Genomic DNA, 24,374 nt, shown 5'->3' on the forward strand with positions numbered 1-24,374 from the left:
GTTACGCGGGTGAATGTGGAAAAGTCCTCGGAGTGTTATTAGTCAGTGATGAATTGTAAACAGGGCTCGCTTTTATATATCTGCTTCCTGTTGCTGGTATTCTTCTCACCAGCCCAGTCGGCCGATCAGGATGCCCGCGGGGTAGAGCGTATCGTGTTGGATATCGCTCCCCAGCAGGTGATCGGTCAGCCACTGTTTGGCCCCTCCCGCATATTGATCTACGATGTCGGCGATACTCTCCGTTACGACTACAGCCTTTTCATCAATCCGATCAGGCTGACCGCGACCAATGGCGGTATGCTTCCCTCGTTACTTGTCGACCCGACCTGGTGTGACAGCGGCATAATTGATCTGGCGGCCAATGGTGTCCGTTATGTGGGGCCTTCGGGTGTGGTCGCTATTCAGGCCGCTAATGATTCGGGGGTTACCTCGAACCGTCCAGAGATCTCCTTCAACGGTTACGATATTCTCAAAGTATTTGATTTTAAGGGTGATTCGCTGACCCATCTCTTCTCGGGGTATCCGATCACTGCGCGAGTGGCGGTGCGGAATGGCGGGACACTACGAGCAGAGTCAAATCCTTCGTTGCGCACTTCGTTTACTTCAGGTGGTGGATCGGTCCGGATCTTCTTCAGCCCGGATGACAGCGGGGCTGTCGATACGATACCGGTCAGTATCAACACGAATGGTCTGGCAGCCGGGATCGACACACTGATTGTTGATCTTGAGGCGGCGTATCGTGTCGACGGTATTCTGTACACTACTCGATTCAGAGACAGTATTCCCCTTGAGATCAAACCGCTGGCGTCGGTTGAACTCCAGAATGGCGCACTGACACCAGACTCGGTTTATGCCGGCGCGAATTTCCCGCTTAGCTTTGCGATCAATGCGCCAGGCTTTGATGGACCGATCGACAGTTCGCATTTCAAACTGGAATTGCTCTATGGCCCAGGGGATATCCTGGCGACCACTTTATGCGACCGTTCTATCACGCATTCGAGTTTTTCGGCCAATGTTATCCAGTACAATGGCGTGATCTCACAGATCAGTCTGGTGGCAGGTCTATTGCCGGGTTGGTATCACCTGCGGAGCAACTACAGTCTGGTTTCCGGAGGATCGGTGTTTAGTCTCACCGATCTGGTGTCAGATTCGATCTACATTTTGCCGTTTACTTCACCGCAATATGTGCCGGGGACGTTTAAGCCGGTCACTGCGGCGGCGGGCGGTCTGACAGCCTTCAGTTTTGATCTGAGCGTTACGGATGTCGATCTGCTTCTGATCGATTCGACCGCAGGAACGGCGATCATGACGATCTCGGATTCGGCGAGCAGCTTTACCTCTACCGCACCGATCAATGTACCCGGAGATGTGCTGGAGCCGGGACGCAATACAGTGACATCTGACCCAATTTTCATTCCCGCAAACGAATTGGGGCGTGATCTGCGGGTCAGCGCTGCCCTGCAGTACCGGCAGTCCGGTTCCGGGAGCTTCCTCTCGTTTACGACCAATTTTGACAGTCAGTTGATCCGGGTCCAACCGTTGCCGATCGCGCAAGTAGTGCTGACACATTCGGTGGCGCCGAATGCGCCTTTGGCGGTCAACACCAATCAGCCGTTTATCATTCGCACGCGGGTGGCGAACGTTTCCGACTCGCCGCTGGACAGCGTGGTACTTCGATTGACCTGCGATGGTGTGACGATCTCGGCTCTCTATGACACGATTCCGCACCTGGAACCCCAGGATACGGTGGTGATAGATTTCGACGTGGTTTCGGCGAATGCCGCGGTAGATGTTGTCTTCCGGGTTGACATTGTTTCAACTCATCACGGACAACAGATCCCGGTGGACAATATTGCAACGATCGATATCGAGGCACCGGCTGATCTGCGTTTGAGCGATTCCCTGCAGGGGACTATCGGTGCGCAGCATTACGTTGAGACCGGCGGCACATTCTTCCTGCGTGTTGTGATGTCCAAGACCGGGCAGTCAGCGGTGAGCGAAGGGCTGTACCATCTGTCGACCCAGGGAATCGACCTGGGGTTACCTGATGAGATCTCCGGGCGAGACACTATCGGGGATATCATTGCCGATCAGCAGATCATATTTGAATTGAAGGCGCCCGATTTCGACACCACCTTCACTCTGACTTTTACCCTGACCGATCGGCCGACCGATATAAATACGGCCGCGCCTGCGCGTTTCACGGGAGACAGCACGTTTTCATATACGATAAGAGTAGCCTCGACCATAGCGTCACTGTTTGTGGAACCGGTCCAGACTTTGCCGGAGCCGGTCTTCAAAAATCTCAATTGTGAACTATTCCAATTGAGCCTGACCAACATGGCACAGTCCGACGTAAATCTTCTCTGTTTGGATACTGTGCGTCTTCGAATGACGGACAAGCAAGGTGACCCGATCGCGGCTTCCGAGGTTGTAGACATTTCCACCATTGCCTTCTTCGACAATGGCACCGAGCTGAGTTCGGTGGTCGCTAATGATGACACCCTGACGTTCATTTTCGGTGAGAATTCAATTGCCGTCGGCGAGACCTGGACGATCGCCTTGCGCGCAGATATTCATGCGGACATAGCCTCAGCGTTTGGGGTGGTGCTGGATACTTCGGGGATCAGCGCGACTTACATCGATGGTCCGGCGCTCGGCGAACAGGTGATGGTGACAGCTCCTCCGAATGGCGGCAGTATTCTCAAGAAGACTTTTGAGGTGGCAGGTCCATCGCTTGCGCAATCTTTTATGATCGAAGACAATCCGTGGCATCCCGGAAGCGGGGTGGCTAGGTTTGCGTATACGCTGGTCGAGGAGTCTATTCTCGATTTTCGGATCTTCACGCTCGGTGGCGAGTTGGTGCTCAATCGGCGGATCGAGGCAACCTCACCATTGGCGTCGCCCGGCCCGCATATTATCGAGTGGGATGGCCTGAATGGCGCCGGAGTAATGGTTCATGACGGCGTCTACATTGTGAGCCTGCTGGTGACACGAACTGGTGAAGAAGCCAGGTTGAAAGTGGCGGTGCTGAAATGACGTTACTTCGCACGCTACTCCTGTTGGTGATGCTGATAGCGACCTCGGCTTATTCGGCTGATGATGCCGGTGTCGAGTCACCGTTTGTACTTGGTGCGGGTGCGCGTTCGCTCGGTATGGGGGGCGCGACCATTTCATTACCTTTTGATGCTAACGCGATCTACTACAACCCGGCAGGTTTGCCGCGGCTGGAGTATCAGGAGATCGCCCTGATGCATATGAGTTTGTTTGAGGGGACGATCTACGATGTGGCCACGTGGGCCTCGCCCGTCAATGGCCTGGGTGGATTTGGCGTGGGCTTCATGCGGATCGGCACCGACGATATCATTCGGCGAACCGACTTCATAGAACAGGGGACATTCGACTATTCATCCTGGCAGTTCCTGTTGGCCTACGGCCGGAATTTCGGCAAGAGTCTCTCGGCAGGGATGACGTTCAAAGTCCTGAATAGCTCGATCGATGATCTGTCCGACTACGGGATCGGTCTGGATGCAGGGATGCAATTGGATCTGTTCAAACATATGTCGCTCGGAGTGATGGCCCGAGATATTATCCCGCCGCAACTGACTCTCGATTCGTTGTCTGAAGATGCGCCCGTCAGTCTGATCGGCGGTCTGGCGCTGAACCGTGCACCGCTTTCCGGTTCGTTGGCTCTGTCCGCGGCAGTTGACCTGGAGAAGATCGAGGATCGGGATCTGCTGGTTCATACCGGAGTCGAATTGCTGATCGCGGAGAAATACGCCCTTCGCGGCGGGTATGATCGCGATGATTTCACGTTTGGTGCGGGGATCGGGTATGGTCGGCTGAAGATCGACTATGCATACAAGTTGATGGACTATATCGAGGATAGCCACCGCTTTTCGCTTTCCATCCTGATAGGGCCATCCGTCACCGAGCAGAAGCGTCGCCGCGAGACGGAAGAAGCCGAGCGAGGGGATCTGATGTTGCAGGGAGAACGGGATCGTCAGTTCCAGTTCTTCCGGGCCAAAGCGGATACATTCTACCAGCGTCTGGAGCTGGATTCAGCGCTCAGCTATTATCAGCGCGCACTGGCGTTTGATGAACGGAATAACGAGATCCTTGGGACGATCAGCGCCATTCAACGGGTGCAGAAGATCCAGGAACAGGAGATGCGCCGGATCCAGGAAGCCCAAAAGGAACAGGCGAACTTCTCAAACACGTATTATGAACAGGCACGTCTGTTCTACAACAAGAAGTACTATCCTGCGGCGCTTGACCTGATCAATCTGGTATTGGATATCGAGCCGAACAACGAGCGGGCGCTTGAACTGCGCAACGATATTGTCGGTGCGCGCAAGGCAGAGGTAGCGGAGAGTCGGGCGACAGCCGCACAAGCCGAGAAAGACGGCCATTTAGTTGTGGCGATCGAGGCATACAACCGAATTTTGGAACTGACCCCCGATGATGCGGAAGTGCGCGCAGCCAAACAGCGGCTGGTGGACCGCCTGGATGTTACTCAGCAATTGAAACTGGGCATCGACCTGTTTAACGGTGGCAAGCTGAGTGAGGCTCGCCGCCAGTTCGAGGCCGTGCTGCGGGTCAATCCGCAGGATCCGGTGGCGCTGGAGTATATGGGGAAACTGGGAGCGGTTGCGCCGATGCCGCCGACGCTGGAAGATCTGCAGAAAGACAAAGAGATCTGGCCGCTATACCTCGAAGGGTTGAGGCATATGCGGAATAAAGACTATCAGAAAGCTATCGATGCCTGGGAGCGGGTCCTCAAAGTGTATCCGAACAACGCCAGCACGATAGAGAACATTCGCCAGGCCAAACTGAGGCTGCAGTCTCAATAGTATTCCATCGACGTTACTTGCCTCTTTTTTTGTAGCACGTTTGGCCGTCTGTACCTACGTTATCGCCTATGTTCCGCCGACCAGTCAAAGAGATCGACGCAGAATTTCTCGCTGAAGAGAAGTATCTCGATTCCATTCGTCGAGTCGTCAAGGAGAGTTGTGCGGCGGCCGGGATGGCACGGAAAGATACCGCCGCGGTGCTCCTGGCGATCGAAGAGGGGGCAACCAATATCATCCGGCATGCCTACCTGTACGAACGGGGGGTGCTGCGCCTTCGAGTGGTCATCTATCAGAAGTTAATGGCGTTTTCGCTGATCGATACCGGGCGGTCATTCCAGCCGCAGGGGAGCGGGAAGATCGATCTGGAGCGACTGGTAGAATCGGGCCGCAAAGGGGGACTCGGCTTCTACATGATCCAGAAGATCATGGATTCGGTCGAGTATATCTCCTCGGCCGAATACAACGAACTTCGGATGTTCAAGCGGATCTCGCCGCCGGCCCGCATTGGGTCGTCGCCGCTCCTTAGTCGGATGACGACTTTGCGAGCCAAGTTCTCCTTCTGGACTTTCTTTATTGTATTCCTGATAGTCGGTACGGCGTTCTATTTCATCAATGACCGGTCCACCCGCGAGGTCTACCAGCATCTGGACGGAACTGTCAGTGCGCTTGGGAAGACCATTTCCCAACAGGCGGCAGGGTATATCATCAATAATCGAAGCGACGTTGAGTTCGATGAATTACTGGTTTCATACGTAGAATCGAACGAGATGCTCGAGCAAGTGGTGTTGGTGGACATCGGTGATGTGATCGTCGCTCACTCGGATGATATTCGCAATATCCGCAAACAGTATGAATTTCCCGACCATATAAACCGTGAGGTTTTGGGGAGCCCCCAGCGCTTCACCATGCGGCGCGAATCGATGAACTATCTGATCCTGCCGATCCAGTCGGGAGAGCGGGTCCTGGGCAAGGTCCTGATCACGTATTCATCGGGACCGGTCTATCAGATGCTTGAAGATGCCCGGTGGAAGATCATCTGGCTGACGGGCGCACTCCTGTTGATCGGGATTGTCGGGATCTACCTGCTGTCGAACTACTTTGTCACACCCATTCTCAAGATCACCGAGCGAGTCCGTCGCTTCTCCCAGGGGGATCTCGAAACCGAGCTCCCGCTCGAAGGAGCCGATGAGTTTTTCGAGATTTCGCGGGCATTGAATGATATGACGACGCGGCTCAGCCGCGACCGGAAGAATATCATCGAGCGTGAGCGGATGGCGAAAGAGATCGAGGTAGCCTCGCAGATCCAGAAGACCCTGCTTCCGCGTGAGATCCCGACCATGCCCGGCCTGGAGGTCGGCATTTTCTACCGTGCCGCCTCGGTTGTCGGTGGAGACCTGTACGACATCTTTCCCGTTGGCGAGGATCAGTATTGTCTGGTGGTGGCGGATGTGTCGGGGAAGGGAGTTCCAGCGTCGCTGGTGATGTCCATGCTCCGGACGGTGATCCGGATCTATGCCGAGCGGAATCGGTCGGCGCGCGAGACCCTGCTAATGGTGAACGAGTATCTGGTACGAAATATGCCGGCGGGGATGTTCATTACTGTCCAGTTAGTGATCTACCAGGCGACTCAGCGCCAGTTACAGATTGTATCAGCGGGGCATAATCCGATGCTCTTTTTTGAGGCTTCGCGCGGTCAGGCGGGGAGAATCAATCCATCCGGTATGCCGGTCGGGGTCGATGCGACCCTCAAGCGGACATTCGCCGATTCGCTGGAAGAGCGGGTGATAGAGCTCAGGCCGAACGATGTCTTTTTCCTGTTCACAGACGGGCTGAGTGAGGCAACAGACAGGACGCGCAAGCAGTACGGGATGGACCGGCTGAGCGAATATTTCCAACAGTGGCAACTCGCGCATGCCAGGGATAAAGTGGCCGACTTTGCCCGGTCGATAGTTGACGAGATCGACAATTTCTCGGGCCTGACCAAGCAAAGCGACGATATCACCTTTATCGTCTGTCGTGTGCAGGGGGAGAGTGAATCGACTGCAATCCCAACGGAGACAGTGCATAGCGTGACTGATCCGGCTCCCGACGCGAATTCCGCCGGTTAATATTTCCCTTGCCAGAATCTCGATTTCTGCGTTCCTTCTGAGGTCGGGTTGGTCCCACTAGGATGCCAATTCTAAATATGGAAAATATCAGCATATCATTATCAGAGTCAGGACAGGATCGCTCCGTATCCGAAATACGGGTCGATGGTGTCATTGATACGTTGACGGCCGGTGAGCTGGAAGAAGTGATCGATTCACTTCTCAAGCGCGGCCGGTACAAGATCGTCTTTGATCTGGCAGGGGTGGATTACATTTCGTCGGCTGGCTGGGGGATCTTCATTTCCCATATCAAAGAGGTACGGGGGAGAGGCGGGGATATCAAGCTGGCCAACATGATCCCGAATGTCTACGAGATCTACCAACTGCTTGAATTTGACAATGTCCTGCAGGCGTTCGAGTCGATAGACGACGCCCGCTCACGGTTCGATACTTCTCCCGCTGATGGCGGGCTAAAAAAAAAAGACCGGCAAGTAACCCACCTGACGGTCATTGACGAGTTGGCTTCCGGCCGCGAACAGTACGGCTCGACGGCGACTCTGGTAGATGATCCACGGGTCGCGGTGGTTCCGGAAAGTCCGGAGACCAGGGTTCTTCTGGCGGTTAAAAACGATCCCTTTGCCACAATTTCCGAGCTGAAGCGAGAGGTAAACCGACGTCCGGGGACGGAAATCCTCGGCTGGTGGCGGATTTTCGCGATTCTCCGTTCAAATGGTCTGCTCTCACGGCGCGCGAGATTTCAGTTTGTGCGCCGGCATTACTAGTCACACGCGACGATTTCTGTTGACAACTTTCCCCGAAACATCATTATATTACGGTATCACAACACGTTAATGTCTGGAACGGCACTAACTATGACACTGGAAACAGCCCTGCTGATCATTCTGGGCCTGCTTTGCGCGCTCTTATCGGTTCTGCTTGTTCTCCGCATTCGATCAGAAAAGAGAGCAGGCGCAAATCTCCAGGGGATGTCTCTCCAGGAATTCTCTGAATTTCTCCTCTCCAACAGTCTCGACGGGAAGATCCTGACCATTGCGGGTAAGGTCTCCGAAGTGCTCAAATCCGCGTGCAAATGTGAGCGGATCATCTTCCTGCGCAAGCAGCGCGGCATGCTGGAGATGAACTATTACTATGGCATGACGGCATTCAGCCGGACGGAATTCCGGACTAAGTATACTCCTGAGCTGGCGACGGTCCTGCGCAAGTCATTCCTTCCCCAGGAACTCAATGCGCTCCGCGGCGTATTACCGAAAGATCTGTTCGAACGGTTGGCTGGTTTTGGGATCGACCTGTTCTTCCCGATTTTCTGGCGCGACAATCTGTACGGCGTCTATTTTCTCAAGAGCAGTCCACACACAGATAATGTCTCTTTCGGCGTGATGGTAGCAGGTCTGGCGCATTCGCTATCGGCGGCATACCATGTTCGCTGGCAGGAGGCAAAACTGGAGAAACTGCAGCAGCGACAGGCGCAACCCGAGCCTCCCAAGGTTCAGCCGCCGCGATTAGTAACCCAAACTTCGCACATACTCAAACTGGTACGCCACCGGAATACCGAAACATTGGTTCCCCGGATAGTCGATGCAGTGCAGCGAGACCTGGGAATGCAGCGCTCCGCCTATTTCACCGAATCAAAGGATGATGCTACGCATGCGGTGGCGATCCGGAATGGATTGAGTGACCGCCCCGAAGCACCGCCGCGGGCGGTCTTTCGCAACACGCTTCAACTGATCAATCCTGGCGGGATGAAATCTCTTGAGGCGTTGGCGACTGAACAGCCGGACGCCAAGCCGTGGTTTGATTCACTGCGAGAGCATGGATTCGCCCATCTGGCGAATTTCCCCCTTCATTCACACCGGCCGGGATTATTGGCGCTTGACCGGGAACGTCCCGCCCCCGATCTGGCGCGTCGACTGCACTCGCTTCTCGGGCAGGCTCAGGAGATGTTCGACAATGCACATTCGTTCGAACTCCTTGAAGAGCTCTCGTTCACGGACAACCTGACCGGCTTGTCGAACCAGAGGTATTTCCGCAAACGTCTGGCCGAGGAAGTGCATCGTGCCCGCCGTTATCAGCGGAATCTGGCGTTAATCATGTTCGACCTGGATGACTTGAAAGGGATCAACGATACGCACGGCCATTTGGCGGGTGACGAGGTGATCGGGAGATTTGGGCCGATCCTGCGGAATTCCATTCGAACGATCGACATAATCGCGCGGTACGGGGGGGATGAGTTCTGCGTGATCATGCCTGAGGCTGACAGTCCTACCTGTATTCAGTTCATGCAACGACTCAAGACCAAGCTGGATGAAACAGTCTTTTCCCTCGATGACCCGCCGGCAGAGATTCGCTGCACGATCTCCGTGGGTGGGGCGATCTTTCCACTCCATGCCGATTCCGACCAAAAGCTGATTTTCGCCGCTGATATGGCGCTTCTGACGGCCAAAGCGCGAGGGAGAAATCAGTATCTTTTGTACAGTCCCGAGACGATGATTGGAACCACCTAAGACCAGTCGGGTTTTAAAGCTTTACAACAGCTTTTTTGACGGTCTATATTCCACGGTTAATGAAATCTCACCATTTGCCGATTTAGAGAACTAGTTGCAGGGAATTGAGTTAGATATGAAACTACGTCCGATCTATGCACTGGCGATGACCTTCGGCTTCCTTTTGCTGGGATGCCTGACCTTGTCTGCCCAGACGACGGAATACAGGATCGGTCCTGAGGACGTTTTGGATATCCGATTCTGGCAGGACGAGAGCCTCAATACGACGGTGAAAGTCGGCCAGGATGGCCGGATCACGCTGGATATTATCGGCCAGATCGAAGTGACCGGCAAAACGACGGAAGAGTTGCAGAATGAGATCATCCGTCAGATGTCCCGTCTCAACAAGAATATCTCCCAAGCGGTGGTTCGGGTTACGCAATTTAATTACAATTTCCTTTATCTGACCGGCCAAGTTTTGTCTCCCGGGAAGCGGACGTATGAAACGATCCCTGGGCTTTGGGACGTGATCAACGAGGCCGGTGGTGTTACTCCGTTGGGCGATCTGACTCGTGTTACCATCATTCGCGGTGGCGAGGAAGCCGGCAAAGTGGAAGTGATCAATGTCTCGAAGGCAGTGTCCGAAGGGAATGTCGACCATTTGCCGCGGCTGCGACGTCAGGATACCATCGAAATTCCTGCGCTTCCCGGCGGAATACCGCAGGCGGCGATAGGTGAATTCAGTACCGAAGCTAAAAACACGGTCTATGTGCTGGGGGCGGTGACTCGTCCTGGGCCGGTGCAATTCGAGGAGAATGCCGACTTGTTGCAGATACTGGCCGCCGCAGGAGGACCGTCGCCGACAGCCGACCTGAAGAAAGTTAAGGTCATTTCACGCGACGGCGCGTATTCACAGACTTATCAGATCAATGTCGAGAAATATTCCAAGACCGGAGAGCCGATCCGGTATGTCGTGCGTAAAGAAGATACATTCATCGTCCCACAGCGGACGACCAGTTTCCTGAACTTTGGGACGATCGCGACCATTGTCGGAACCGCCAGTACTGCCTGGCTGCTGATCGACCGTATTTCGAGCGGTGACTGATCGCCGACAGACCCATTGACAGGAGAGAGGTAAGGAGACCGGGATGGAAACATACAGAATGAGCAGCAAGCTTCGCGAGCAAGAGCGCGAGTATCTCATTCAGACGGCCAACGATGTTACTCGTGGCGCGATCGCCACGACCATCTTTGTCGACGGCACTCCGGCAGAAACTATCCAGTGTCCGCATCCGCAGGAGATCCTCCCGGATGAGATCCTCAACCTGGTCAAGTCGACGCATTACGAAAAAAAGCAGGAGATCGAACTCCTGTTGCAGTCGTACCGTCGGGTCCTGCAGGATGGCCACCCGCTGACCATGCACCAGCTCGCGGTGATGCTGTACCACAAGGGATTTCTTTACGAGGCCCAGGAACTGCTTCACCAGGCGACCCGTATCAACCCGGAACTTCATCAGTCGTTCAATCAGCTCAGTATAGTTGAATTGCTGATGGGGCGTCCGCACCAGGCGGTGGAATCGTCCGAGCGGGCGGTGGCAATGCGTCCGAATTTCGCAGACTACCACAATAATCTGGGCGAGGCGTTGCTTTCGGCGGGAGAGTCGCTGCGTGCGATCAGCCAGTTTGAACAGGCGGTGGCGATTAATCTTTATTACGCAGATGCGTATTTTAATCTGGGGCTCGCCTGGCTGCATCAGGCGATGAGTTCCGCGCAACCGCAGATCATGATCGGACGCGTGGCGGATGCCATTCGCAAGGCCTGTCTCATCTATCCTGAGTTCTCCGGGCAGATGCTGGAATCCGGGCTGGCGAGCATGAAGGAACATCACCTGGCCCGCAGCTTTGAAATTTTCAGTTCGATACGCGATTCACGCCGGGAGGCGCGTCGTCATGAATTGGCCGCGGCCTACGTGCAGACCAGTCTGCTCCCGGAGCAGTTGACCGAACGGTCGCTGCAGGAGCGGATCTCTGTCTTGACCGGCCAGGTCTCGCGCTACCCGATCTATCCCGACCTTCAGGCGGAGCTGGGCCAGGCATTTCTGGAAATGGCGAAACTTGCCTGCGGTCGATCGGTACAACATTTCAGGAAAGCGGTGGAGTTGAATCCATCCCTGACTCACAATCTCACCGCGTACGAGCGGGCAGAAGAGATCCTGGAAAATCTGGACAAACTTCTGGGCAACGTTTCACAGAAAGGCTGATGTCTGCATGGCGTCGCAACATTCGATCATCGATTTCTTCAGTCTCGAGAGCGGTCCGGCGACCGAGTTCCGTCGCCTTCTGCATAACCTGCAGTTCCATAACAAGGATCGCGAGATGAAGGCGATCATGGTCACATCCTCGATGTTATCCGAGGGGAAGTCGACGGTGGCTGCATTACTAGCCCTGACCGCCGCTAAAAAGGGGATGAAGACGCTGTTGATCGATGCCGATGTCCGTCGCCCTACCATTCATAAGCTGTTCAAGATCCCTCGCCAGAAGGGGCTGTTGGATGTTCTGGTCGATAGTTTACCGGTGAAGGAATCGGTCAAGAAAACCTCGCTGGAAAAACTCGACCTGATCACGGCAGGCCGGACGCATGAATCGCCAGCGGATGTCTTTGATGCTGTGGCGATCGGACGAGTGATCCAGGAAATGAAGTTTTATTATGATATCATCGTCATTGACTGTGCGCCGGTGATCCCGGTCTCGGACCCGATGCTTCTGTCGCAGGAAGTCGATGGTATTCTGTTCGTCGTGAAGGCGGGCGCCACACAGCGCGATATCGTGCAGCGAGCCTCGTCGATCCTCAGCTCATCCACCAACAAGCTGTTGGGAGTGATCTTGAACAATGCCGACGGGACCTTGCCGTACTTCTACAATCACGACTACTATGGTTACGACTATTCGCAGCGTCCATCGGATGCCAAAGACGGAAAGTCGGGTTCCGACAAGGGTTCGAAATCCGGTAAGACCAACGGCAACGGTGACCAGAAACCCAAAAACAGTCTTTCCCGCTAATCCAGCCGAATATCGATATGAGTAAGCAGGTGAACTTGCTGACAGTTGACCTCGAGGAATGGTATGTCGTCGAGGTACTGCAGAGTCGGTTCAAAACCGAGGACTGGCCGCATTTGCGGTCGACCGTGGTGGAGAACTGCCGACGTTTGCTCCATTTGTTCGATCGAAAGGGGGTGACCGCGACCTGGTTTGTGCTGGGTTGGGTTGCGGAGAAGCATCCGCACCTGATCGCCGAAATCGCGGACCATGGCCATGAGATCGGCTGTCACAGCTACCAGCACCGTCGCGTTGACAAATTGGATGCCGCGACATTTCGTGAGGATACTCAGCGTGCTATGGATGCGATATTGAAGGCGTGCGGTATTAAGACCATGGGGTATCGAGCACCAAGCTGGTCGATGAACTCGAGCTGCAAATGGGCATTCAAGACCCTGGCTGAACTGGGGTTTGCGTACGATAGTTCGATCTTTCCCATCAAACACGACTTGTATGGCATGCCGGACGGTCCACGCCAGTTATTCAAGATGCATTTTGAGGATGGCAGTTCGCTCTGGGAGATGCCTTCAAGCACTTTCCGGATGTTTGGCCTCAACTTGCCAATGGCGGGTGGGGGGTACCTGAGGCATTCTCCTTATTGGTACACTCGGGCGATGGTTAACCGGCTGAATGGCCAACACCAGCCTGCCATGGTCTACATTCATCCCTGGGAGCTTGATCCGAACCCACCGGAGATCGAAGGATTGACGGCGATGCAGCGGTTCCGGACGTACGGATCGACCGCCCTTTTCCTGACCAAGCTGGAGCGGCTGTTGAATGACTTTGAATTTACCACTATTTCTGACTACATTCGCTCTCACGGAAAAAAGCCGATCGGGTTCGAACGGCGCGACGGCTGATTGTTCCCATAGCCATATCGTCCAAACAGTTCGCTCGGGTGTATAAAATCTACTTGACGACCCAACCGTTATTCGTAGGTTTGACCTACTACGCGAATTCGATACGCACGTGAAGGAGTTGTTATGAAACGAATACTGATCATGCTTGCAGCCATCCTGATCACGGTGGGTGTGGCGGACGCACGGAGAAAGAAGGAAGTTTCCGGCACCATTACCGATGGCGTGTATCAGGATAATCGCTTCGGCTTCAAGTTGACGGTCCATTCGAACTGGCAAGCCAGAATGAAGAAGGACGAGGATAATTTCCGGTTGGTCCTGACACAGAAGAATTACGGCATACCGCCGGACTATCGTTCTGCACAGGATTACACCTATATTCCGCGTCTGGTCATCTATGCGGATACTTCGAGCATGAGCCCGAACGACATGCTGGATTCGCTGCGCAGCAGCACTTTCAAGTCAAAACAGAAGAAAGAGATCCTGAGCGAGTTCGAATTCCTGAACCAGCCGGACATCATTCCCAAAGACAAAAAAATGCCGCAGATCGGCGGCAAGAGCGGTCTGGTTTGGAAGGGTGAGTCGAAATATGTCAAGGAGATCCAGGAATCACAGGCCTCCAATGCCGGTATGCGCGTATATGGCGCCTATTCCGGGAATGTGATCATCGTCAAGTCTGATGCCGGTATTATGCTGGTGATGCACCTGATGTGTGAGCACAACTTCCATGATGACGTTTACGCGGAAGTGGCGACGATGCTCAATTCGCTTGCTTTTACCCCCATCAGTAAAGACGATTCCGAGTAAGTTCACGGGCCCCGGTCTTCCGGGGCCTTTTTCTGTTGACCGCATTCCCGCCTGCCACTATGTTACGTAACCGGTTAGGATTACCGGGCTGGAGGACGTATGTGGATTATTCGAGCCATCCTGATCGCTGTCATGCTCATCCTGGTGATAGCGTTCGCGTACAACAACTTCGGGCCTGAACAGAAGGTCGATGTCTATCTGCGGCCGGTGATGCCCAATTACCTGGATGTCCCGCTGGTGACGGTGGTCTTTTGGTCGCTCGTGGCCGGGATGGTGATGTCGCTGCTGATCTTCATTTCAATCTATATAAAGCAGTCAGTGGACATGCATGCCGCCAAGCGGCGGATCAAGGCATTGGAAGGCGAGGTCGGCATTCTGCGGAATCGCCCGATCGAAGAATCGGCGGAACTGCTCAAGGGAGCCGACAGCCGGATCAGGGAAAGCAAGTCGCCGTTTAGCGAAGGATAAGCTCATGCTTGATGCGCTCTTATTATTGCTCGTGTTCGTTTTTGGTGCGCTCGCCTTCTACTTGATGTATGAGCGCTTCTATAAAAAAACTCAGCATATCGAACCGTCGATGTATGTCGAGGCACTCCGTAATCTGCTGGATGGAAAGCAGGAATCGGCTTTCACCAAACTTCGGCAGGTGGTGGCGGAAGATGCCGGCAATATCGACGCGTATCTTCGACTCGGCCAATTATTGCGAGAGCACAATCGGCCGGACCGCGCGTTGCAGGTACACAAAGATCTGACTCTTCGCTATGGTCTGACCAAATCCGACAAGATTTCGATCCTTCGAGAACTGGCCTCGGACTATCTCGCTCTCAATGACCATACGACGGCCGATGCCGCGCTCAAAGAACTGGCGACACTGGAGCCGGAGAACCATTGGGCCTTTGTCACACGCCTCAAACTCCAGGAAAAGGCCGGGCAGTGGGAAGAGGCTTACGATACGGCGGTGCAGTTGCTGAAGCTGGAAGGGAATAAGTCGAAAACGCCTTTGGCGCGGTTCAAATTCCAGCAGGGTGAGCAGTTGTACAAAACGCGTGAATACCACAAAGCGAGAATTGCGTATAAAGAAGCGATCAGTATTGATCCATCATTCGTGCCCGCCTATATCGCGGTGGGTGATTCATATCGCGAGGAAGAGCGATTCGAGGATGCGGTCAATTTTTGGACCAAGCTGATCGAGGCGGTCCCGGAGCAGGCGCACCTGGTGATCGACCGGCTGAAAAATGTGCTCTTCACACTGGGACGGTTCGGAGAGATAGTTGAGATCTGCCGCCAGATTTTGGAGCATTCGCCGAAAAATCTTGAAGCTCGCCGTGCGATGGCGGAGTTTTATGTGAAGAAAGGGGATCTTGAGGCGGCCGAGGAGATGCTTGAAGCGATCCTCGATGAACAGCCTGAGGATCCGTTTGCGATAGTGGAATTGGTCCGGATCTATCTTGAATTGGGCGACAACAAGCGACTGCATGAACTTCGGCGAGCGCTTGAGTTTAAGCGTGATCGGAAGCGATCGCCGGCGAAGCCGGGGAATCCCGCGGTCATTCGCAGTTAACCCGTGAACCTGCCATAGCGGCACCTATCATGAAAATCATTGTACTGGCCGTTGCGCTGGCGCTGGTTCTTCCAGCCGCCGGGCGCGCAGATGACATTGACGAGATCTACCAGGCTATCCAGAAGGGGAGATGGCGGGCGGCAGCAGACCGTCTGGCCGAAATGAAGGACGTCAATTCAAACGGCAATCTCCTCTTTTTGCACGGGCTACTGGAACGGTCAGGGGACCGGGCCGCAAAGTTCTTTGAGACCGCCTTGACCCGGTCGGTTTCCGTCAAGTTTCAAGAAGAGATTTACATTCGGCTGGCCCAGTATTACTTGCAGATGGATAATCTGGGCAGAGTCTCGGAGATCACCAATGAGTACCGGACCCGGTTTGAAAAGGGGAAGCACCGCGTCGCGATGGCTCGCATACGCATCCTGGCCGAAGAAATGAACGGAGACCGTACGGCGGCTCTGGGTCTTAATGAACGGTATATGAAAGCGAATAGCCGGGGAGAGTCGGCCGACTGGGGAAAGATGGATCTTGCCCGAATACTCCTGGGTTCGCGCGGTGACGAAACCGGCGTGGAGAAGCTACGCGATCTCTCCGCAAGCAGTTCTGAGATCGCAGTGCCGCAGGCGATGGCTATCCTAGGGGAATATCATATGGAGAAAGGGGAGATCGAAGAGGCTATGCGCTGTTACGAGTTGCTGCGGGAAGAGTACCCATCGGCTATCGGTCTCGACCTCCTTGCGCGGCAACTGGGACAATCGGCTCGCCCTAAGATGACGATCACAACACAGTCCGCTAAGCCAAAGCCGCTCCCGAAAGCGGAAAAATATGCGATTCAGGCAGGGGCGTTTTCATCGCAGAAATTCGCCAACGAACAAGTCGACCGCTTGCGAAGAGAACGGCTGCCGACCAAGGTGGAGAAAAAAGAATCTGACGGCCGGACGCTTTGGGTGGTATATATCGGCGAGTATAAAGACCTTCGCGCCGCTGAAGAAGCGCGCCAGAAACTGCAGAAACGGTACGGTGAGACGTACGAAGTTGTCCCGCGCTGATGCAGACCAATGATTCTTCTCTTACGCCGCTGATGCGGCAATATCAGGCGATCAAAGCACAACACCCAGACAAGATCCTCTTCTTCCGGATGGGGGATTTTTATGAGATGTTTGGCGAGGATGCCGTCAAGGCCGCGCCGATGCTCGGGATCGCGCTGACCTCGCGCTCGCACGGCAACTCCGAACGGGTACCCTTGGCGGGAGTGCCGTATCATGCGATGGACCGCTATCTTTCACGCCTGGCTGCTCGTGGCGAAAAGGTAGTCATTGTCGAGCAGGTGGAAGATCCGAAGACCGCCAAAGGGCTGGTCAAGCGGGAGATCGTTGAGATCGTCACGCCGGGTACCTCGACCATCGACTCACCCGAAGAGCCTGCTCGAATCGCCTGTCTTGCGGCGTTGTACCAGAAAGATTCGAATCGGATCGGGATCGCCACGCTGTATATCGCGACCGGGGAGTTTCAGGTAGATGAAGGAGATGCGCAGTTGATGGTTGAGCGACTTCGCGTCGCGGAGCCGTCGGAACTGCTTTTCCCCGCAACCACCGAAAAGAATGCGGTGGCCGATCTGCTCGGATATAGTCGGACAGCGGCGCAACTGACCCCCTACGAAGAGTACAATTTTGATCTGCCGACCGCACGTCGCGAACTTAACGGCCATTTCGGGACGGTCACTCTCGAGTCTTTCGGCGTCGACCATGCCCCGCTAGCGATCACCGCGGCGGGGGCGATCCTTCGGTACCTGAAAGAGAATCACCGTGAGCAGCTCTCGCACATCACCCAGCTGATCCGCTACGATGACTCAGCCTTTATGCCGCTCGATTACAGCACAGTCCGGAATCTGGAACTGGTAAAGAATACCGCCAATTCCACTGAAGAGAATTCGCTCTTGGCGGTGATGGATCTCTGTCACACGGATGCCGGACGCCGGAGGCTTCGCTCAAATCTGCTTCGACCGTTTCGCTCCAAAGCAAAGATAGAACGTCGCCAATCTGGCGTGACCGAATTGGTCAAAAATCGCGACCTTTGCTACCTGATCCGTCAGCAAACGAAGCAACTCCCCGATCTGGAGCGACTGGCCGGCAGACTTGGTATCGGCAAACTGAATCCGCGACAGATGGGATCAGTGGGGCAGGCGCTTTCGACGGCTCAACACCTGAAGTCAGTCCTTGGGCCGGCGTTTTCCGCGCACCTGAAAGAACTCGCGGCCGAGATCCCGGATACAACTGGTTTGAGTCTGCGAATCTCTTCTGCCTTGGTTGATGAGCCGCCATTGTCTGCGCAAAAGGGGGGGATATTCAGGCAAGGATACGCGGAGGCGCTAGATCATCTGAATGACTCCATTAAAGAGGCGCGGCTGTATATCGGGTCACTGCAGAAAGTAGAACGAGATCGGACCGGGATCGCGACGCTCAAGGTTGGCTTTAATCAGGTCTTCGGCTATTACATAGAGATAACGCGCGCCAATGCCGCGTCTGTACCATCCGAGTATATCCGCAAGCAGACTCTGGTGAATGCCGAGCGCTATATAACACCGGAGCTGAAAGAAAAAGAAGAGCTGATCCTGGCCGCCGAAGAGAAGATCAACCGACTGGAACTGGAATTGTACCAGCAGTTGATCGATCACCTGAACGGATCGATCAATCTGATCCTCAGGACGGCGGAGATATTAGCGGAGATCGATCTGGTCTCATCGCTGGCTGAACTGGCGGTCACACGTGGCTACTGCTGCCCGGAGATTCACGAGGATGACCTCCTGCAGATCACCAATGGGAGACACCCGGTGATCGAAGCGGTCCTTCCGCCGGGAGCATTTGTCTCCAATGACCTGGAATGCTCGATCGAAACTAACCGAATACTGATCCTGACCGGCCCGAATATGTCGGGAAAATCAACGTACCTTCGGCAGATCGGCCTGATAGTCATCATGGCGCAGATCGGTTCCTGGGTCCCGGCAGACAAAGTGCATCTCGGACTGGTCGACCGTGTATTCACACGAGTGGGCGCGCTGGATAATCTGGCGCGGGGACAATCGACCTTCCTGGTCGAGATGATCGAGACCGCGAATATCGTGCACAATGCCACGGAGCGATCACTAGTTCTTCTGGACGAAGTCGGCCGCGGAACCTCGACCTTCGACGGTCTCTCCGTTGCCTGGTCGGTCGTGGAGTATCTGAATGATCAGCGGAAATCACGGACAGTCTTTGCGACGCATTATCACGAATTGACCGGCATGGCGGAGATCTATCCGACGGTGCACAATTTCCAGGTGGCAGTCAAGAAATGGGAAGACCGCGTTGTATTCCTGCATAAGATCATCCCCGGCGGATGCGACGACTCGTACGGTATCGAGGTCGCAAAACTGGCGGGTCTGCCGCGCCAGACGATCCAACGCGCAAAGTCTGTTCTGCGTTTGCTGGAATCAGGAAAGTTCACGCAATCCGAATTGGGACGGTCTCTCTACAAAGAGAAGATGCAGCCGACACTTTTTGATCCCCAGCCATCCGCTTTGGAGACGAAACTCCGGGATCTGGATATCAACACACTGTCACCCGTGCAGGCGTTTGATCTCTTGCGTAAGCTAAAGGAGGAGCTGTCATGAGTGCTCCTCTGACCCGGCCGAATATCCGTCCGCTTCCGGAACGTCTGATCAACAAGATCGCCGCGGGTGAGGTCGTCGAGCGACCAGCGGCTGTGGTGAAAGAGCTGGTCGAAAACGCGCTGGATGCCGGCTCCACGCGAATTGATATCATTATCGAGCAGTCCGGCTCCAAGATGATAAAGATCGTCGACAATGGCTGGGGGATTCCGGAAGAGCAGATCGAGATCGCGTTTTCCCGGCATGCGACCTCCAAATTATCCGGGCTTTCTGATCTTGAGAAGATATTGTCATACGGTTTTCGAGGCGAAGCCCTCCCCTCGATAGCGTCGGTTTCGCGCACGCGCATGGTCTCACGGGTGGCAGAATCCCAGGTGGCAACAGAGATCATTTATGAGGGGGGAGTACTTCAGTCAAAGCGTCCTGTCGCGGGAGCGGTGGGTACGACTATCGAAGTCGGCGACCTGTTTTTCAATACCCCGGCACGCCGGAAATTTATGAAAGCGGAGTCGACCGAAGCACGCTACCTGTCGCGCACGGCCACTGCGCTGGCACTGGCACGCTACGATGTTGCTTTCTCCTACACGCTCAATGGACGGCAGATATTCTCTGTCCCGGCCGGGACATTACGCGACCGAGTCGCGGCTCTGTTGGGATATGGCAAGCAATTGCTGGAGATCACTGCTGAAACCGGTGCGGTCAAATTGCAGGGGTTTATCGGTAAGCCGGATCAGGCGAGTAACAATCGGTGGGGACATTATATCTTCATCAATGGCCGGTATATCCACTCGACGACATTTTCGCACGCATTGTCTGCTGGATTCGGCGAAATGTTGCCAAAAGGGGTTTACCCGGTCGGAGCCGTGCTGTTGCAAGTTGAGCCAACCGAGGTGGATGTGAATGTGCACCCGGCGAAGACCGAGGTGCGTCTGTCGCGAGAGCGGGAGATCTACGATGCGATCTACCATGCGGTGAAAACGGCGACTCGTCAGGATGGCGTGATCCCGGTTTTTCTGGCTCCGGCACGAGGGGAGAATCGTCCGAACGACGGACTTTTCCCTCAGGGCGAACCGACACGGCAAGGGTATATCCCCGGGATCGGCGGGAGTCAGATCACCAGTCATGAAATGCTCGGTGATCTGTATCGTCCACCCCAATTCAGAACGCCCGAGGCTGGCGGAATTATCCGGGTTGACAGCGCCACCGGTGAGATACTCGAGTCTCCCTCGACTATCCAGTCGCCGGAAAGTCCGGTCGAGCAGATAGAGACTGGGCCATCGAGCGGTATTCGCCTGGTCGGACGCTTTTCTGATCTCTATCTACTGCTTCAGGCAGGAGAGGATCTGTACATTGTCGATCAGCATACGGCGCATGAGCGCGTGCTGTATGAAGAGACGATGCGTCGACTTGAGCGGCAGTCGATAGTCGGGCAGCAATTGCTGTTGCCGGTGCAGATCGAACTGACTCCGGAGCGTTTTTCGCTTTTCGTCGAAGCAGAAGATCTGATCAATAAGTCGGGATTTGCGGTAGCTCCGTTTGGCGGACGCATGATCTCCATTGAAGCTGTCCCCATGATCCTCTCACGCAAGTCGCCGGAGAAGGTATTCACCAAAGTACTCGATGATATCGGTTCGTTAACCAAGGGTGGATACGATCTGAAGAAAGCGATGGCCCAGTCGATTGCCTGTCGCGCGGCGGTGATGTCCGGTGACCGGCTGACCGATGAAGAGGCGATCGGACTATTGCAGCAACTTCTCCAGTGCGAGAACAAGTACTCCTGCCCGCACGGGCGTCCGACTTTCATCAAAATCAATCGGGGTGACCTTGACCGCCAGTTCGGGCGCTGCTGATCCGCGACCGATCCCGATCATCTGCGGTCCAACCGGATCGGGGAAATCATCGGTGGCGATGGCTCTGGCGCAGACCGGACCCTACGAGATCATTTCAGCTGATTCCCGCCAGCTCGTGCGACATCTGGATATCGGTACGGCCAAACCATCGCCAGCGGACCGTGCGGCTGTACCCCATCACCTGATCGACCTGATCGAACTGGGGGAGAGATACAGTGCTTTTCGATTTATCGGGGATGCTTCCCGGGTGATCGGCGAGATCCGCCGCAGAGGGAACCTGCCGCTGATCGTGGGAGGAACTGGTCTTTACCTTCGTGCGCTTACCGACGGTGTGGTGGAGATTGAACCGGGGGATATGCAGGTCCGTCTCCAATTGGAAGCCGAGATGGATTCGCTGGGAGTGGAAGTGATGCACGAGCGGCTAAAGCAGGTTGATCCACTGGAGGCGAGCAAGATCCATCCAAATAACCGGGTGCGACTGCTTCGAGCGCTTGAGATATTCACCCTGACCGGCAAATCGAAATCTGAGTGGCATGCGACCGGGAGCCATCGGAAGGCGGATTGTACGTTTCAGTATCACTGTCTCAATCCGGAACGAGAGTTACTCTACCAGCGTATCAACCTACGAGTGGAGGAGATGCTGAGATCGGGCTGGTTTGCCGAGGTTGAGCGATTGGCGAAAGCGGGGATGACGGACCAGATTCGACGGGCGGCGATCATCGGGTATGGTCAGCTATTGGACGTTTTGGAAGGAAAGAGTGGACTTGAAGAGTCGACCAGTACAATCAAGCAGGAGACGCGCCGGTATGCTAAGCGGCAGGTTACCTGGTTTAGCCGACAAGCTGGCTGCCTCTATTATGCCACGGTACAAGAGCTTAGTGAGGCTTTGGTGGGGGGGTAAGTTTTTTGTTGCCTGTCTTGCCTTACCGTTTTTTCTTCCGTATCAGTTATATGACAATGGGTTAGCATATGTCCTCCTTAAGTACGGAAGGCTGGCAGCCGATAATAGAGGTAGGCACCTGAAACCCAACGAAGCTACAGGATAGATGTTGATGTTTGACAAGAAGCCAAGTGTTCAATTGTGTCTGATATGGCTATTGCCAGCCTGCATGCTGATGATGGGTCTGTTGGGCGGCTGTTCGAGTGGACGAGCCGGGGCAGATCAATCCCGATTCCGCAGCGAAACGCGCACGCAATCGCCAAATACTCCAGACCAAGCTAAGAAGACCGCAGCGGTCGGCGACCAGGAACCAATCAATGCCGAGGATACGTTGCTGGCGGAAGAATCCGGCACGGAGATCAACGGTTTCACCACACCGGTCCCTGGCCCATACCAGCCGTCCGATGCTGAAACATCGAACGATTATGGTCCTGAATCCGATGAATTCTGGGCGGCTATTCAGCGGGCCGAAGAATACCACACTATGGGTGTTCTGGCCAACCGAGAGGGAAGCTGGGAAGAGGCCCAATACTATTTCGAACGCGGCCTGAATACGCTGGCCAATCTGGATTTTGTTACCGATTCGCAATTGACGCCTGAGGCGGTCAAGTATTCGACGCTGGTTGATAACATCATCAGCGATTACCGCGTCTCACTCCGCTCGCTGGGACGTCTCGACGATGAGGCGGCGCCCTCGGCGATTATCGAACGATTTGGCGATATCGAAGAAGGTATCCGCCAGGACTCGATGAAGGTTTATACGGACGAACTGGGTCCGGTCACCTATGATCTTCCGCTGGAGATGAATGCGCGGGTGAAGAAGTCGATCGTCTATTTCCAGACGGTCGCCAAAGATGCCTTTACGCGCTATCTGACGCGCTCCAAGAAATACGAAAAGCTTTTCAAGACGACACTCTCCAAGCATGGACTGCCGCATGACCTGGTATATCTCTGCCTGGTGGAGTCGGGATACAATCCGCACGCCTATTCCTGGGCGAGGGCGATGGGGCTCTGGCAGTTCATCGCGTCGACTGGAAAGATCTATGGGCTGGAACGGAACTGGTGGATCGACGAACGGAAAGATCCGGTAAAGGCTACCGATGCGGCTGCTCGTTTCCTTAAGGAACTGCATCAGAAATTCGGGAAGTGGGATCTGGCCATGGCCGCCTATAACGGTGGACCGGGGCGAGTCGATCGAACCATTAAAGCGCAGAAGACGAATGACTTCTGGAAACTCCGCCTGCGTCAGCAGACCATGGATTATGTCCCCTTGATCTACGCGGCAACGTATATCGCGAAAGAGCCTGAGAAATACGGTTTTGTGAACATTGAGTTTGAGCCGGAGATCACCTGGGATGAAGTAGAGATAGATCGTCCGCTTGAGCTCAAGACGGTGGCCGATGCGTTGGGGTGTTCGACCGAAGAACTGAAAACGCTTAATCCCGAGTTGCTGCGGAGCGTTACTCCGCCCAACACCAAAGACTATGTATTGAAAGTGCCGACCGGCATGCGCTCGAAATTCCTGGCGGCCTATGAGTCGATGGAATCAGCCAAGACGGCGACCTGGGCACGTCACAAAGTCAAAAAGAAAGAGACGCTGGCCAAGATCGCCAATCGCTACGGGGTATCGCAGTATGCGATCCTCGAGGCTAATAATATGTCGAAGGGGACGAAGCTGAAGACGGGGACCGAACTGATCATCCCGGTACCGGTTGGTCAGGGAACATCATCCGAATCCAGCTCGCGCGCCAGACGTGAATACAAAGCATCCAATGGTGTCTATTCGGTTCGCTCCGGGGGTACCGAAAACGGAGAAGAGTAAGTCGTCATCCGCGACTTCCTCGAACAAGAAAAGCAATAATCCGAAAGTCTACGTAGTACGTTCGGGTGACACGATCTCGGAGATCGCCAAAAAGTTTGGGACTTCGACCAGCAAGATCCGTAAGATGAACAAAATGGGGAAGAGCTCCCGCATCTTTGTTGGACAGCAACTGGTGATCAGTGAGGGTGCGGCGGTTTCGGAGTATGTCGTGTACCAGGTGCGCCGAGGCGACACGCTGGGCGAGATCGCGGCGAAATACAAAACGACGGTTTCGAAAATACTGGCAGACAACAATGCGCTCGACCCGCTCTCCTTGCAGGTCGGCGAACAGATCAGAATTTATATGGAATAGCGGGC

At 54.7% G+C, this 24,374-nt stretch carries 18 protein-coding genes; all 18 read left to right on the top strand.

Features of this window, described 5'->3' with window-relative positions; translation table 11 throughout:
• Positions 1 to 48: 48 nt before the first annotated feature.
• The 18 genes from IPH75_03245 (at position 49) to IPH75_03330 (ending at position 24,369) form a co-directional block, all read left to right on the top strand.
• The gene (locus IPH75_03245) at positions 49 to 3,039 is read left to right on the top strand and encodes a hypothetical protein (protein ID MBK7141082.1); all 2,991 of its coding nucleotides are present in this window, start codon (positions 49 to 51) and stop codon (positions 3,037 to 3,039) included.
• Positions 3,036 to 4,853, top strand: a complete 1,818-nt coding sequence (locus IPH75_03250) for a PorV/PorQ family protein (GenBank protein ID MBK7141083.1) — start codon at positions 3,036 to 3,038, stop codon at positions 4,851 to 4,853. Before IPH75_03245 ends, IPH75_03250 begins: the two co-directional genes overlap by 4 nt.
• Before the next feature lie 68 nt (positions 4,854 to 4,921).
• Positions 4,922 to 6,961: a SpoIIE family protein phosphatase gene (locus IPH75_03255; protein MBK7141084.1), complete on the top strand. Its 2,040-nt coding sequence runs from the start codon at positions 4,922 to 4,924 to the stop codon at positions 6,959 to 6,961.
• A gap of 77 nt (positions 6,962 to 7,038) precedes the next feature.
• Positions 7,039 to 7,722: an STAS domain-containing protein gene (locus IPH75_03260; protein MBK7141085.1), complete on the top strand. Its 684-nt coding sequence runs from the start codon at positions 7,039 to 7,041 to the stop codon at positions 7,720 to 7,722.
• Between the two features lie 90 nt (positions 7,723 to 7,812).
• Positions 7,813 to 9,462, top strand: coding sequence for a GGDEF domain-containing protein (locus tag IPH75_03265; protein ID MBK7141086.1), 1,650 nt, complete (start codon positions 7,813 to 7,815; stop codon positions 9,460 to 9,462).
• Between the two features lie 115 nt (positions 9,463 to 9,577).
• Positions 9,578 to 10,546: a polysaccharide biosynthesis/export family protein gene (locus IPH75_03270; GenBank protein MBK7141087.1), complete on the top strand. Its 969-nt coding sequence runs from the start codon at positions 9,578 to 9,580 to the stop codon at positions 10,544 to 10,546.
• Positions 10,547 to 10,589: 43 nt separating this feature from the next.
• Positions 10,590 to 11,702: a hypothetical protein gene (locus IPH75_03275; protein ID MBK7141088.1), complete on the top strand. Its 1,113-nt coding sequence runs from the start codon at positions 10,590 to 10,592 to the stop codon at positions 11,700 to 11,702.
• 7 nt (positions 11,703 to 11,709) lie between these two features.
• Positions 11,710 to 12,501 (top strand): CpsD/CapB family tyrosine-protein kinase, encoded by a 792-nt coding sequence (locus IPH75_03280; protein ID MBK7141089.1) that lies wholly within the window; start codon positions 11,710 to 11,712, stop codon positions 12,499 to 12,501.
• Positions 12,502 to 12,518: 17 nt separating this feature from the next.
• Complete coding sequence (locus tag IPH75_03285) at positions 12,519 to 13,397, top strand: DUF3473 domain-containing protein (GenBank protein MBK7141090.1); 879 nt, start codon at positions 12,519 to 12,521, stop codon at positions 13,395 to 13,397.
• A 123-nt stretch (positions 13,398 to 13,520) separates the two neighbouring features.
• A complete protein-coding gene (locus IPH75_03290) occupies positions 13,521 to 14,201 on the top strand; it encodes a hypothetical protein (protein ID MBK7141091.1) in 681 nt (226 codons plus the stop codon).
• Positions 14,202 to 14,300: 99 nt separating this feature from the next.
• Positions 14,301 to 14,669 (top strand): LapA family protein, encoded by a 369-nt coding sequence (locus IPH75_03295; protein MBK7141092.1) that lies wholly within the window; start codon positions 14,301 to 14,303, stop codon positions 14,667 to 14,669.
• Positions 14,670 to 14,673: 4 nt separating this feature from the next.
• A complete protein-coding gene (locus IPH75_03300) occupies positions 14,674 to 15,762 on the top strand; it encodes a tetratricopeptide repeat protein (protein MBK7141093.1) in 1,089 nt (362 codons plus the stop codon).
• A 29-nt stretch (positions 15,763 to 15,791) separates the two neighbouring features.
• Complete coding sequence (locus IPH75_03305) at positions 15,792 to 16,808, top strand: SPOR domain-containing protein (GenBank protein MBK7141094.1); 1,017 nt, start codon at positions 15,792 to 15,794, stop codon at positions 16,806 to 16,808.
• Positions 16,808 to 19,408, top strand: a complete 2,601-nt coding sequence (mutS, locus tag IPH75_03310; GenBank protein MBK7141095.1) for a DNA mismatch repair protein MutS — start codon at positions 16,808 to 16,810, stop codon at positions 19,406 to 19,408. Before IPH75_03305 ends, mutS begins: the two co-directional genes overlap by 1 nt.
• A complete protein-coding gene (mutL, locus tag IPH75_03315) occupies positions 19,405 to 21,255 on the top strand; it encodes a DNA mismatch repair endonuclease MutL (protein MBK7141096.1) in 1,851 nt (616 codons plus the stop codon). The genes mutS and mutL overlap by 4 nt, the downstream gene beginning before the upstream one ends.
• Positions 21,230 to 22,156 carry a tRNA (adenosine(37)-N6)-dimethylallyltransferase MiaA gene (miaA, locus tag IPH75_03320; protein ID MBK7141097.1) on the top strand — a complete coding sequence of 309 codons (927 nt, stop codon included), beginning with the start codon at positions 21,230 to 21,232 and terminating at the stop codon, positions 22,154 to 22,156. Before mutL ends, miaA begins: the two co-directional genes overlap by 26 nt.
• Before the next feature lie 208 nt (positions 22,157 to 22,364).
• On the top strand, positions 22,365 to 24,017 hold the full coding sequence (locus tag IPH75_03325; protein MBK7141098.1) for a transglycosylase SLT domain-containing protein: 1,653 nt from the start codon (positions 22,365 to 22,367) through the stop codon (positions 24,015 to 24,017).
• A complete protein-coding gene (locus IPH75_03330) occupies positions 23,968 to 24,369 on the top strand; it encodes a LysM peptidoglycan-binding domain-containing protein (protein ID MBK7141099.1) in 402 nt (133 codons plus the stop codon). The genes IPH75_03325 and IPH75_03330 overlap by 50 nt, the downstream gene beginning before the upstream one ends.
• Positions 24,370 to 24,374 lie beyond the last annotated feature (5 nt).

The organism is bacterium, assembly GCA_016708025.1.
GTDB lineage: Bacteria > Zixibacteria > MSB-5A5 > GN15 > FEB-12 > FEB-12.